Genomic DNA, 12,116 nt, shown 5'->3' with positions numbered 1-12,116 from the left:
TCAAGCTCCCCACAGAATTTGAATGCCCCACACCAGATATACGAAGATGGCCAGAATAATCAGAGTCTGGGCACCCACGCGCAGGCGAGTGGACTTGAGATAATCGGTGGTGACCGTCCACAAACCGATCCAGGCGTGCGCTGCAATGGAAACAAATGCGAGCAGCGAGAAAATACGCATCCAAGTTTGATCGAACAGTCCACTCCAAGCGTAGTAATCCAGATTAGGATTGAGCAGCAGGTAGGCGACGATAAAGACGGTATATACAGCCAGGATTACCGCTGAAACGCGCTGCATTAGCCAATCGGATAACCCGCTACGGCCAAAACTTGTGATGTTGGTTACCATACCCAAACTCCTGCCAGGATGATCAGAACGACACTGACGACAACAGTGATTTGTGCTTTTTTCACGCCACCTTCTAGGGTCACGCCGATATCCGCATCCATCAACAGGTGTTTGATACCTGCTACAAAATGGAATGCCAATGCGGATAACAATCCCCAGGCAATGAACTTGGCGAAAAAGTTATTGGCCAATGCGTTGCTGACGGCATCAAAGCCAGCCGGAGACGATAGTGATTTACCCAGCGCCCAAAAAGCGAAGATCAGGCCAACGAAGAGGATGACACCCGTAATACGGTGTGTAATCGACGTTAGCGCCGGTAGTGGGAAATGTATCGTAGTAAGGTCTAAGTTTACGGGTCGTTTGCTATTCACGGCGTTATACACACTCTCTTGGCCCGCTCTGCGACAGGTCGGGCATGGCCCGAGCGGGCAGTGGTTGCTGGAAGGGGCTCGGCCGTTGCCAAGTCGAGCACGACCTCCTACCTGCCGGTCGCGCGCCGTGGATTATAAGAACCTTCGCCCCTGCTGACAAACCGAACTCAAGCTTAACTCGACTATGGTGCAAGAAAATTGAGGTCAACCTGAGTCGATTTTGCGTTGCAGCATGGTTATAGTGACAGGAGATTGATGGTTTGATAAGTCCGTTAACGTGTCGTCAACCCCCTGACGCCTCTACCACGAACTCCACACTTACCATATACAAAGATTACCCAATACAACAACAGCTGTACAAGGATACCTAGCGCTTAGGCTAATTGACAAAATGTCGCACACTTCTATAGTAGGCGAGCCTTTTCGCCGGCGCGGTATGCGAAACAACGACATTACGTCCCAAACCGAATTCGAAAGGAGGCCAGCATGGCTGACAGGAAAGCGACATTGACGGTAGACGGTCTAGAAAAATCGATCGAACTACCCATGTATTCCGGCACACTTGGCCCCGACGTCATCGACGTACGCGGCTTAGGTGCTGAAGGCCTGTTTACCTACGATCCCGGCTTCATGGCCACCTCTTCCTGCCAGTCCGCTATCACTTATATTGATGGCGGCAAGGGCGTGCTGCTACACCGCGGTTACCCTATCGACCAACTGGCCAAAGAGTCTAATTTTGTCGAGGTATGCTACACCCTGCTATTCGGTGAGCTGCCTAACGATGAACAGTATGCAGATTTCGAGTCGCGCATTCGTAACCACACCATGGTGCACGACCAAATCAACAATTTCTTCAAAGGGTTCCGCCGCGATGCGCACCCGATGTCTATTCTTTGTGGCGTCGTTGGCGGCCTAGCTGCTTTCTACCATGATCACATGGACATCACCCAAGAAGAAGATCGCGTGATCAGCGCTATTCGCCTCATTGCAAAAATGCCGACCCTGGCCGCAATGTCGCACAAGTATAATGTTGGCCAGCCGTTCAACTACCCCCGCAACGACCTGAGCTATGCAGAAAACTTCCTCTACATGATGTTCAGCAATCCGTGCGAAGAGTACAAAATCAACCCAGTGTACGCGAAAGCCATGGACCGCATCTTTATGTTGCACGCGGATCATGAGCAAAACGCTTCGACCTCTACAGTACGCTTAGCAGGCTCAACCGGTGCCAATCCCTTTGCCTGCATCAGCGCCGGCATTGCAGCACTTTGGGGCCCAGCACACGGCGGTGCCAACGAAGCCGTACTGAATATGCTTGATGAAATTGGCGACGACTCTGAAGAAAACATTCAGCGCTTTGTCGACAAAGCCAAAGATAAAGACGACCCCTTCAAGCTGATGGGCTTTGGTCACCGCGTATATCGCAACTTTGACCCGCGCGCCAAAGTAATGAAAGAGACCTGTGATGAAGTCCTTGCTGAGCTTGGCTTAGCTGACGACCCGCAGCTCAAAATCGCCAAGCGCCTTGAGCAAATCGCCCTTGAAGATGAGTACTTCATTGAGCGCAAGCTGTATCCAAACGTCGACTTCTACTCCGGCATCATTCTCAAAGCCATGGGCATACCGACCAATATGTTTACCGTTATTTTCGCGGTATCTCGCACCATTGGCTGGATCTCTCACTGGCATGAAATGCTCAGCGAAAGCTACAAAATTGGCCGCCCGCGCCAGCTGTATATTGGCCACGACATGCGCGATTATCCTAAAAAATAACGCCACGGTAACAACGTAGCGTCACTAGGATAATAAAAGGCCACCCACGGGTGGCCTTTTGCTTATCGTAAATTCTTTTTTTTATTACTCTACACAAAATATTCCACACCCCTAATACTCTTCACACACCCACAAGGTGCTCTATGCGAACCATCACTACTGTTGCTTTTATTGGCCTGGGCGTTATGGGCTACCCCATGGCAGGCCATCTTGCCAAACAAGGCCTTACAACGCGTGTTTACAACCGCACAAGCAGTAAAGCAGATACCTGGGCAAACGAGTATGGCGGCACCGCACACGCCACCCCCAAAGAAGCCGCTGACGGCGCTGACCTTGTTTTGATATGCGTAGGTAATGACGACGACGTCAGGCAAGTAACTATCGGCACCGACGGCGTGCTGAGCAGCATGACAGCCGGCACCTATCTCATCGACCACACGACTGCTTCTGCAGACCTCGCTCTGGAATTAGACACCACCTGCCGCGAGCAAGGTGTAGCCTTTTTAGACGCCCCCGTCTCCGGCGGGCAGCAAGGGGCTGAAAATGGCGCACTAACGATTATGTGTGGTGGTGAACAGGCACACTTTGACGCTGTCCACCCTATCCTTAATCACTACGCCCGTGCCGTCACACTGATGGGCAGCGCTAGCAGTGGCCAGCTTACTAAAATGGTTAACCAGATCTGTATTGCTGGCTTAGTGCAAGGTCTTGCCGAAGGTCTTCACTTTGCTGAACAAGCAGGACTGGATCAACAACAGGTAATTGATGTGGTATCCAAGGGTGCTGCTGGCTCATGGCAGATGGAAAACCGCCACAAAACGATGATTGCCAATGAGTACAATCATGGCTTTGCAGTGGACTGGATGCGCAAAGATTTAGGCATTTGCTTAGAGCAAGCTCGTCGACTGAGCGCCACGCTACCCGTCACCGCCCTTGTTGACCAATTTTATGCTGATGTGCAACGCATGGATGGAGGACGCTGGGACACTTCGTCGCTTTTGAAGCGCCTCCAAAAGCCAGAATAATGCTTGACTTTTAAGCGTCTCGATCTTGAAAAGGGTTTTCCACACTATCTGTGGATAACCCTGTTCACAACCACTACAAAACGTCCCACAATCGCCATGAACAGTGACCCAGCCTTAAATTGATCATTTTTTAACCTAATGTAACTTATTGATTTAAAAGAAATAATGCTAAATCACTGATTTTTTGAGACAACAGCGCAGGGTTGTGCACAACCCCTTCCGCAAACTTGCAAAAGTGGACAAGTCAAGCACAAAATCGTCCAAAAACGATTGAAATGAGAATGATTTCAGCCAACAGCCATAATAACGGGAACGCAAAAACCGACAGATGAGTTGCCTCATTGTCTTTAATTAAAATGCGTATTTTGAGAAATGTTTGCCGACAATAAATCTGCAAATAAATTTCGGGGAAGTAGGAGATGGCGTCCCATAGGGGGTTCGAACCCCTGTTACCGCCGTGAAAGGGCGGTGTCCTAGACCACTAGACGAATGGGACGTTATTAACCTAAATAAATACGGCCTTGAGACGCTATATTGAAAACTTTGTATTAAAAATCAGAGTTTTCGATATTGGTGGAGCCTAGCGGGATCGAACCGCTGACCTCAACACTGCCAGTGTTGCGCTCTCCCAGCTGAGCTAAGGCCCCACATGCCTCGAAGACGGAGCGTATATTACTGATTACGCCCGCCTTCGTCAAGCCTTTCAAGCACCCTTTTCAAGCACTCGTATTACAGGCACCTTTAGAAAGCCCGCTAGTGCCATATCCTAAACATCAACTAGACATTAGAGATCACGAAACTCTTTTTCAAAGCGTTTGGCTTGCTTCTTGGAAACACCGCCCAATACGTCAATGGCACTACGTAGCCGTGCTCGCGTCACGTCGGAACCTAAGATCGCCATGGCATCCATTACAGAGGTGCTCGACGTACTGCCCGTAATGGCAATAAAGACAGGGGCCAGGAAAGCCTTCATCTTAATATCGAAATGCTCAGCAAGCACTTTAACTTCAGCCAAGAGCAGCTCTTTCGTCCATGCAGGCACGGCTTCAAAACGCCACACCAAGAATTGCAGCAGCTTAACCAGCTCTTCTTTCTCAAGCTTCACGCTAGCAAAGTCGTTTTCCGTTAGCGTAGGCAGCCCAGAGAAGAAGTGCCCCGCCAGCGGAATTACTTGGGAAAGGGTTTCCACACGAGGACGCACCTGAGGAAGTATTTGCTTCACGTACTCTTCATTGAACGCCCATTCGCGAAGCGCCTGAAGTAGCGCGTCGTCATCTAAGTCTTCACGAATATAAACGCCGTTCAACCAGGTCAGCTTTTCCAAATCAAACACTGGCCCACCTAACGATACTCGCTGAATATCAAACTCAGCCATCATATCTGACAGGCTAAACTTCTCGCGTTCGTCAGGCATCGACCAACCCATACGGCCTAAGTAATTAGTGACGGCCTGCGGCAAGAATCCCATACGACGATAATAGTTAATCGACGTCGGATTTTTGCGCTTGGATAGTTTGGACTTATCGGGATTGCGCAGCAGCGGCATATGGCACAACTGCGGCATTTCCCAGCCGAAGTATTCATAAAGTAACTGATGCTTAGGCGCTGAATTAATCCACTCTTCGCCGCGCAGCACATGGGTAATGTTCATTAGGTGATCATCAACCACGTTTGCCAGATGATAGGTAGGCATGCCATCCGACTTCAGCAGAATTTGCGCATCAACTTGCGCCCATTCAACTTCGATTGTGCCGCGCAACATATCGTTCACCACACAAACGCCGGCACTCGGCACCTTCATGCGAACGACATAAGGCCAACCCTCCTGCTCACGACGAGCTTGCTCATCTTTGCTCAACGCTAAATCAACGGGCTTCAAAGCTAAGTGCATACCCGCCGCTTTGCGAGCTTCCCGCAGTTCATCCAACTCTTCACTGGTGCGGTAACACTTAAAGGCATGCCCCGCATCCATAAGCTGCTGGGCGTACCGAGCGTAGATATCACCACGCTCGCTTTGCCGATACGGGCCGTGAGGGCCGCCCACATCAGGGCCCTCATCCCACTCCAGCCCCAGCCAACGTAACGAATCTAAAATCATCTGTTCTGATTCAGCGGTAGACCGAACCCGATCGGTGTCTTCAATGCGCAGAATGAACTGGCCACCATGCTGGCGCGCAAAACAGAGATTAAACAGCGCGATATAGGCAGTACCTACATGCGGATCACCCGTTGGAGAAGGCGCGATACGAGTACGAACGGTCATCAAAATGTCCTTTTGGCAATAAAGCGTCTCGGCATTATACGCACCCTTAAGGCAACCAGCAGTACCTTGCAGGGAACGAGTTTGACTTAAAAGCGTCTGATCAGAAGTTGGAGGCTCATTAATAGGAAGATGCGCGTTAAAGCACAATCGCTTAGTATGGCGCAGCCCCTATGATTCGTGTTCATACTTGAGAGCGCCTCGCGATTTTTAGTATGCACAGAGCGCCGCCGAATAGGGTGGAAGTACACTCAACGAGCTTGTTTAGCTCAACGATAGGAAAATGAAATGGAATCGCTAGGCTCACGTATAAAGCAACTGCGGCTTCGGGCCAAGCTCAACAAAGCTGCCCTCGCACGTAAAGTAGGCGTATCAGATGTCACCATTTCTTACTGGGAATCCGGTGCTATCAAACAAATCGGCCACGAACGCCTTGTTGCGCTCGCCGATGCCCTTGATTGCTCTTTGGCAACCCTACTAGAAGGTGACAGTGCCGCTCCTCTGTTGATCCTGACACATACTGGTCCCCTCCCCTGGGAACAGGTTCAGGCAACGATGATGACGGTACCGCATTATCTGCCGCTAAAGATTGACTGGAAAGCTCCCTGCATAATGGCAACCCCCGGCCAAGAAACGGATTTCTCACCGGTGTCAGCAGGCGACTTAGTGCTATTAGGCCCTACCCATGTATTTCACAAAGCTGGTCATTATCTGATCCAGCAAGAACAAGGTTATGTTATTGAGCATTTTGCTAAAGCGCCCAGTGACACCACCATACATGCGGTACTGCTAGCACACTGGTCTCCTGCCTAAAGCATCTTTATCCCCCCCACGTCCTACATTTCTTCAACTACGTCCACCTGGTCGCGCGTACGTCTTGGTTCACTGCCCACTAAGAAACTGCGCGAGTAGGTGGCAACCTGCCCTAATCCATGGCGAGTTTGGCTAACCAGCTCGCCAGCTAAATGCTCCCCTTCACTGCCAATGCGCGCCTGAACCGCTTCTGGCTGCACGGCGGCTTCTGAAAGCTGGACCTGCACACTATATCGTCCATCCGGTAAGCCACTGCCAGAACCCAAGGGGCCAGCATTAAACTTCTCTTGCGAAACGCTGGTACGTTCCTGCCAACGCACGCGGCTTATCTCACGCTCAATGGTTACCTGAATAAGAGCGCCGTCCGGCAGGTTGGTTTCGCCTTCTACCATTAAACGACGATCAGAGCGCAGAGAGGCCCTAGCCGAAATGGCTACAACGAGAGGATCGACCACCTCTTGTGGTTCGACGCTTTGCTGTGGGCTAGGCACTTCAACGACCGGCTCAGGCGACTCTGAGGGTGACTCCTCCTCCTGACCGCCACAACCAGCCAGCAGCAGCACGCTCACCAACACTAAACTGATACCACCTAGTGTCTTATGCATAGAGACTCCTCAACAACGAAATATCAGCTTACCACTGCCTAGCCCTCATCACATTGAATAAGACCGCAAAACAAGCAAAGTGCTGCAGGGCTCAAAAGGCTTATTTCATTGGCAGACGAAACTAATTTCGTTTTTGTGGATTCAATACCTACGCGCCGGACTATGAACAAGCGATATTCACCTTCCACCTTTGCCAGCCTCTACCCTCACAATTGAGCAGCGCCTGCTTTGTACTCAAACCCGCTTTTTGCGTACAATCGCTCGCCAACGACTCCCCCGCTGTTAAGCAACCACGACTGGCTTATACCGCATCGAATGATGCAAGTGATTGATATGACTAAAACAAGCCCAGCAGACGCTGCTCGTCTGTTTTCTGTGGCACCTATGATGGATTGGACAACCCGCGATTACCGCGCGTTTGCACGCACGTTAACCAAGCGGACATTGCTGTATACCGAGATGGTGACCACTGGTGCCATTTTGCATGGAACGCCCCGTGAGCGCTTCTTAGGCTATAGCGATGTAGAGCATCCGATTGCGTTGCAGCTGGGTGGCAGCGATGCGGGAGAGCTGGCCGAGTGTGCAGCTATTGCCGAGGCGTGGGGTTACGACGAGGTCAATCTGAATGTCGGCTGCCCCAGCGACCGAGTGCAGAACAATATGATTGGCGCTTGCTTGATGGGCTACCCTGAAAAAGTGGCGGCGGCGGTGAAAGCTATGCAGGCGGCAGTGTCGATTCCGGTCACGGTGAAGTGCCGTATCGGGATTGACGATCAGGATGAAGATGCTGACTTGGCGCGGTTTATTGAGATCGTAGCGAATGCTGGTTGCAACGTCTTTACGGTTCACGCGCGCAAGGCGTGGCTGCAGGGTTTGTCGCCTAAGCAAAACCGGGATGTACCGCCCCTTAACTACCCCCGCGTGCATCGTCTGAAGCAGAGCCACCCAGAGCTGCATATTGGCATTAATGGGGGGATTAAAACCCTTGCCGAGTGCAAAGCACAGCTTGAGCACGTAGACAGTGTGATGGTGGGCCGCGAGGCGTATCAGAACCCGTGGCTACTCGCCGGGGTAGATGAGCTGCTGTTTGGTGAAGCGGGGCCTGCGCGCACGCGCTTGGAAGCGGCTAACGCATTTCGCCCGTATATTCAGCAGCGGTTAGATGAAGGGGCCAAGCTGAATCACATTACCCGCCATTTACTGGGGTTATTTCAGGGCTGTCCCGGAGGCAGACGCTTCCGTCGCCACCTGTCTGAGCACGCGCACAAAGAGGACGCGGGCCTGCGCCTTTTCGATGAGGCACTGAGCTTGGTGCGCGAACCAGAAACAGAGATTCAGGAAGCACTACAACCCGCGACCTAATTCGGCTTGCATGTTAATACGACGCCTAGCGGCTTGGGCAAGCTAGGCGTAAAACACCATCATGGATTGCGGTCGAGCGTCAGCTTACCAACGTCGATTAATGGGTAATCTTTATAGGACCAGACCTTGGTTAAATCGAAGGGGTTGATGCGGTATTTTTTGGCATCACCACACATATTAATCGCGCTAACCCAATAAATATAAAATTATTAATGTTCCAGCCCCAGCAGCTCCTAATGCGCTTAAAGCATCTATCAAATCATTTTCAACCACTTCCAATACATTGACAGAAAAATAGCGTTCAAGTAACTGTGACATACCATTCGACGTTATGCTGAATATGGCAATAATGATCTCGATTTTTTCTATTCCTATTAACCACAGCAGAGTCGCTAGCAAAGCAATTAAAACTACACTGGCTCTAAAGGAAAGCCATTTAGCAGAACTTATAGATGCATTGACACCACCTATCAAGCCCTCCTCTGTTGTCATTTTTGTAGGTAGAAGCCGTCTCCAAAAACCTTGGTTAGAGTCCAATAGATGCGATAAAACCATGTGCACACACCAGAATAGTTGAGCAGAGTGAAAAACAGCTTGCCATCTAATACTTAACGATCAGTTAAACATTCATTAATTGACGCGGCTCTGGCACAGTTGGCTAATATCTTCTGCCTGCAGATAAACGTCCGTTGTTATGTCAAGCAAACCCAGTACGCTGTGAAATAAGTTATCGTGCGAGGCGGCTTGATCAGAGATTTGTCGTAGACAGTCCGTATCAAGCCCTTGCTGCTGTGAAAATGAGTTGGACAGCCACCAAACCATAGGCACATGCGTCTGTTCGTCGGGGGCAATGGCGTAGGGAATACCGTGCAAATAAAGCCCTTTTTCGCCTAGTGATTCACCATGATCAGAGAGATAGATCATCGCTGTTGCGTATTCATCCTGATGCTTTAGCGTCTCAATCACCTGATCCAACACAGTGTCGGTATATAGAATGGCATTGTCATAGCTGTTGGTAATGGCATCTCTTGAGCACTTGGCTAAATCAGCGGTAGTACAAGCGGGAACAAAACGTTCGTAGTCATCAGGGTAGCGTTGGTAATAGCTGGGGCCATGGTTGCCTAGCTGGTGCAACACGACCACCTGATCAGTTGAGGTACCACTAATTTGCGCGGTTAAAGCTTGAACCAGTGCCTCATCCAAGCATCGCCCATCTTGGCACAAAGACGCATAGTCCTCTGGCGCAAGCGCTTTTGTCGTCACTCCCTCGCAGACGCCTTTACAGCCTGACTGGTTATCAAGCCAGGTGACCTCTAAACCGGCGTGGGCTAATACATCCAGCAAGGATTCATGTTGCTGAGCATACGATTTAGCGTAATCGGCGCGTCCTGGTAATGAAAACATGCAGGGTAATGAGACTGCTGTGCTTGTACCGCATGAGGAAACATCTGAAAAATTGATAACGTCAGGCTGCTGGGCAAGCTTAGGAGTGGTTTGGCGTTCATAACCATTTAACCCCCAGTTCGACGCCCGCACCGTTTCGCCCACCACAATGACGAGTAGTGTAGGTTTGTCGCCTACTTGCGAACTGATACGGGCGTCCTCCCCCACAGGAGAACGCACCGTATTCGCGGTAGCGTGTTGGCTGGAAAGAGCCTGCGCCATCGAAACAATATAATTACCTGGGGTCACCAAGTAGCGAAGCTCTTTATTGTTGCGCATGAGTGACGACAACTCTTGATAAGATAAGAAGATCGCCAACAGCAATATAGCAGTGCTGGCAAGACAATAAGCCAAGCGACGCAACATTGCTTTCTGCCAGGTTGAAGGTGTTATTTTAACTCGCCAAATCATGACGGTAGGCAAACCAAAAAAGATTGCCAAATGAATCAGCAAACCAACTGTGAGTAGTTCCTGTGCTTCGTTAGCGTCCGTTTGAAGCACATTTTCTAGCATGGAAGTATCAAAATAGGTGCCGTAGTAACTGGTAAAGTAACTGACGAAGGCGGCAATTAGAAATAGCAAGGTTAACAAGGGTTTTACTAGCGTTCGCAAAGCAAGGCTAACGAAGACCAAATAGTTAAGGCAGGTCATCACCAAAAACATATTGGCAAAGGTTAGCCACGTCTTGGCGACAAAAGGGTCATAGCCAGCAAAGGCCTGTTGCCAAAAAGGGACATTGTAAAAAACACTGAATATGACAACGACCCATAATACAAGCTGCTCCGTGCTTAATGCGGGACGATAATGCCAAACGGTGTCAACGGTTTTTGAAGGCAATGATAGCAAAGAGGGCATCGAAAGAATCTCTGTATGAAAAGATTAATGAACACTGGGGCGTAATAAGAACCTTGAAAGAACAAAACTTACGGTCCAACAAATCATGACGGTCCAGAGGTCATGGGAGAGAAAGTGCGCCCCACGAAACTGCTGAGTAATTCCAAACGTAAGGCCAAGCCCTAAACCCAGTGCGAGCCCTGCCCATCGCCACTGGGGCCATATGGCGGCAAAAAAGAAGTAGCTGGCTATCCACGTGTATCCTGCGCTGGCATGCCCGGCGGGAAAGCAGGCGGACGCTGGCATTGAGGGAGGCCGCATGTTGAACAAGCCTATAAAGTCACGCGCTCCACCATAGCGAACTAAATCCCAGGGGCATTCCATGCTCACCAGGTGTTTAATAGTTGCTACAAGTAGCGCTGAAAGAAGCGTTGCGGAAAAAAGATAAAATAGCGGCGTGCGATATGTTTTAAGACAAGTAACCTTGGTGCTTAGTATCAATAGTAGGAGTGTGGCTAACCCCATAGCCAAGCTTAGCCATTTACCGCCTTTATGGAGAACTGCTTGGGTAAGATAGGTATCTTTCCATGCCCAAGCATTACCTTGAAGGTGATAGATAAAATCAGTTATCTTGAAGTCTATTTTTAAACTACCAAAAACCGACATAGCGATTAGAAATAAAATCCATGCGCATGCTACAGGTTTGATAACATTTAGTTGATCAGCACGCACAGCCATACACCCATCATCATAAAAATGGTCATCATGACGGCGGCAGCTCCCATGTCTTTAGCACGCCCGCTAAGTTCGTTATTTTCTAGCCCGATACGGTCGATCGTGCTTTCTATGGCGGAGTTAATGAGTTCCACTATCACTACAAGGGTGAGTGAAGAAAACAGCAACGCTTTTTCTACAGAAGTGGCATTAACAAAAAATATAAAAGGGTAGAGAATGAGACAGAGCATTACCTCTTGTCTAAAGGCAGATTCATTTAGCCAGCAAGCTTTTAAACCCGACACTGCATTTATAGAAGCGCGAAAGATGCGTTTAACACCGGCACCATTGCGTTTTGGTGTAGTTAAAATAGGCAAGACAGCACTCTCGATAACGTAATAGTAGCGTCACTATAAAGTGCGAAACTTAACGAACAGTTATGCCGTTAATTCAGTCGCTAGAACATAAACACCCATCACTGAGTGGTGATGTTACCCACTGTATTGGTTGGCCTACTGGCTGAATTCAGATGAGTGTGCTATTTGGAAAGTAAGTTACCGTATTTAAG

At 49.7% G+C, this 12,116-nt stretch carries 12 protein-coding genes, 2 tRNA genes and 1 pseudogene; 4 read left to right on the top strand and 11 right to left on the bottom strand.

What is annotated here, in order from left to right; translation table 11 throughout:
• Both sdhD and sdhC read right to left on the bottom strand, forming a co-directional pair.
• Nucleotides 1-348 (bottom strand): succinate dehydrogenase, hydrophobic membrane anchor protein, encoded by a 348-nt coding sequence (gene sdhD, locus NF683_RS12735; RefSeq protein ID WP_038482412.1) that lies wholly within the window; start codon nt 346-348, stop codon nt 1-3.
• The gene (gene sdhC / locus NF683_RS12730) at nt 342-719 is read right to left on the bottom strand and encodes a succinate dehydrogenase, cytochrome b556 subunit (RefSeq protein WP_171880175.1); all 378 of its coding nucleotides are present in this window, start codon (nt 717-719) and stop codon (nt 342-344) included. The genes sdhD and sdhC overlap by 7 nt, the downstream gene beginning before the upstream one ends.
• A gap of 486 nt (nt 720-1,205) precedes the next feature.
• Between sdhC and gltA the strand changes: the two genes are divergently transcribed.
• Together gltA and NF683_RS12720 are read left to right on the top strand one after the other, a co-directional pair.
• Nucleotides 1,206-2,492, top strand: coding sequence for a citrate synthase (gene gltA, locus NF683_RS12725; protein ID WP_083002030.1), 1,287 nt, complete (start codon nt 1,206-1,208; stop codon nt 2,490-2,492).
• 143 nt (nt 2,493-2,635) lie between these two features.
• Nucleotides 2,636-3,517, top strand: coding sequence for an NAD(P)-dependent oxidoreductase (locus tag NF683_RS12720; protein WP_089038767.1), 882 nt, complete (start codon nt 2,636-2,638; stop codon nt 3,515-3,517).
• Between the two features lie 420 nt (nt 3,518-3,937).
• On the opposite strand, the gene NF683_RS12715 is transcribed toward NF683_RS12720, so the two are convergent.
• The 3 genes from NF683_RS12715 to gltX all read right to left on the bottom strand — a co-directional run bounded on the left by NF683_RS12715 (nt 3,938) and on the right by gltX (nt 5,780).
• Nucleotides 3,938-4,013, bottom strand: a tRNA-Glu gene (locus NF683_RS12715).
• Between the two features lie 75 nt (nt 4,014-4,088).
• Nucleotides 4,089-4,164, bottom strand: a tRNA-Ala gene (locus NF683_RS12710).
• Between the two features lie 137 nt (nt 4,165-4,301).
• A complete protein-coding gene (gene gltX, locus NF683_RS12705) occupies nt 4,302-5,780 on the bottom strand; it encodes a glutamate--tRNA ligase (protein ID WP_253920170.1) in 1,479 nt (492 codons plus the stop codon).
• 285 nt (nt 5,781-6,065) lie between these two features.
• Here gltX and NF683_RS12700 point away from each other — a divergent pair, with 285 nt between their 5' ends.
• Nucleotides 6,066-6,590, top strand: a complete 525-nt coding sequence (locus tag NF683_RS12700; RefSeq protein WP_089038769.1) for a helix-turn-helix domain-containing protein — start codon at nt 6,066-6,068, stop codon at nt 6,588-6,590.
• A 23-nt stretch (nt 6,591-6,613) separates the two neighbouring features.
• Here the strand turns inward: NF683_RS12700 and NF683_RS12695 are convergent, their stop codons facing one another.
• Complete coding sequence (locus tag NF683_RS12695; protein WP_089038770.1) at nt 6,614-7,195, bottom strand: hypothetical protein; 582 nt, start codon at nt 7,193-7,195, stop codon at nt 6,614-6,616.
• Nucleotides 7,196-7,528: 333 nt separating this feature from the next.
• On the opposite strand from NF683_RS12695, the gene dusA reads away from it, so the two are divergent.
• Nucleotides 7,529-8,557: a tRNA dihydrouridine(20/20a) synthase DusA gene (gene dusA / locus NF683_RS12690; RefSeq protein ID WP_253920169.1), complete on the top strand. Its 1,029-nt coding sequence runs from the start codon at nt 7,529-7,531 to the stop codon at nt 8,555-8,557.
• A gap of 62 nt (nt 8,558-8,619) precedes the next feature.
• On the opposite strand, the pseudogene NF683_RS12685 reads toward dusA, so the two are convergent.
• The 5 genes and pseudogenes from NF683_RS12685 to NF683_RS12665 form a co-directional block, all read right to left on the bottom strand.
• Nucleotides 8,620-8,724: pseudogene (locus NF683_RS12685) on the bottom strand (catalase); the annotation flags it as partial.
• Between the two features lie 19 nt (nt 8,725-8,743).
• A complete protein-coding gene (locus tag NF683_RS12680) occupies nt 8,744-9,112 on the bottom strand; it encodes a hypothetical protein (protein WP_253920168.1) in 369 nt (122 codons plus the stop codon).
• Nucleotides 9,113-9,187: 75 nt separating this feature from the next.
• Nucleotides 9,188-10,855, bottom strand: a complete 1,668-nt coding sequence (locus NF683_RS12675; RefSeq protein ID WP_253920167.1) for a phosphoethanolamine transferase — start codon at nt 10,853-10,855, stop codon at nt 9,188-9,190.
• A gap of 24 nt (nt 10,856-10,879) precedes the next feature.
• Nucleotides 10,880-11,572 carry a phosphatase PAP2 family protein gene (locus tag NF683_RS12670; RefSeq protein ID WP_253920166.1) on the bottom strand — a complete coding sequence of 231 codons (693 nt, stop codon included), beginning with the start codon at nt 11,570-11,572 and terminating at the stop codon, nt 10,880-10,882.
• Entirely contained in the window at nt 11,548-11,925 is a 378-nt protein-coding gene (locus NF683_RS12665; protein WP_232471494.1) for a diacylglycerol kinase, read from the bottom strand. Before NF683_RS12665 ends, NF683_RS12670 begins: the two co-directional genes overlap by 25 nt.
• Nucleotides 11,926-12,116: the final 191 nt, after the last annotated feature.

Origin of the sequence: Halomonas sp. MS1 (assembly GCF_024182575.1) — a bacterium.
In the GTDB taxonomy this organism is placed as follows: Bacteria; Pseudomonadota; Gammaproteobacteria; order Pseudomonadales; family Halomonadaceae; genus Vreelandella.
This window is presented reverse-complemented; position numbering and strand designations above follow the sequence as displayed.